Raw genomic sequence first — 421 nt, forward strand, 5'->3', positions numbered from 1 at the left:
CGTCGGTGTCGTCGCGCCGCCGTCGTAGCGCAGGTGGCCGAAGACCCACTCCTCGACGGCCTCGAGCAGCCCGCGCCCCTCGAGGCCGGGGAACAGGTCGCGCGCCTGCCCGGTGAGGGTGTCGGACTGCACGTAGCGACTGGGACGCAGGTAGGTGACGAGATCCCCCTCGTCGACCGGGAGCGCCGCGGCGCGGCCGATGACGGTCGCGGCGTAGTCGATGCTCAGGATGCCGGGGCCGGTCTCGAAGAGGTGCAGCCGGGTGCCGTGCGGGTCGGTCGTCTCGCGCACGACGACCGGCTCCTCGTCGAGGCGCACCCTCAGGGTCTCGACGGTCGTCGGAACGCCTTCGGCGACGGCGACGGCGAGCACGAACGCGGTCGGATCGTCGACGCGGCAGACGAGGCTCGAGCCGACGTCG

General features: G+C 73.2%; 1 pseudogene. It reads right to left on the reverse strand.

What is annotated here, in order from left to right:
- A pseudogene (locus AC30CM_RS27180) lies at positions 1–421 on the reverse strand (transglutaminase-like domain-containing protein); the annotation flags it as partial.

Source organism: Mycobacterium sp. DHQP2018-32-09, assembly GCF_058148405.1.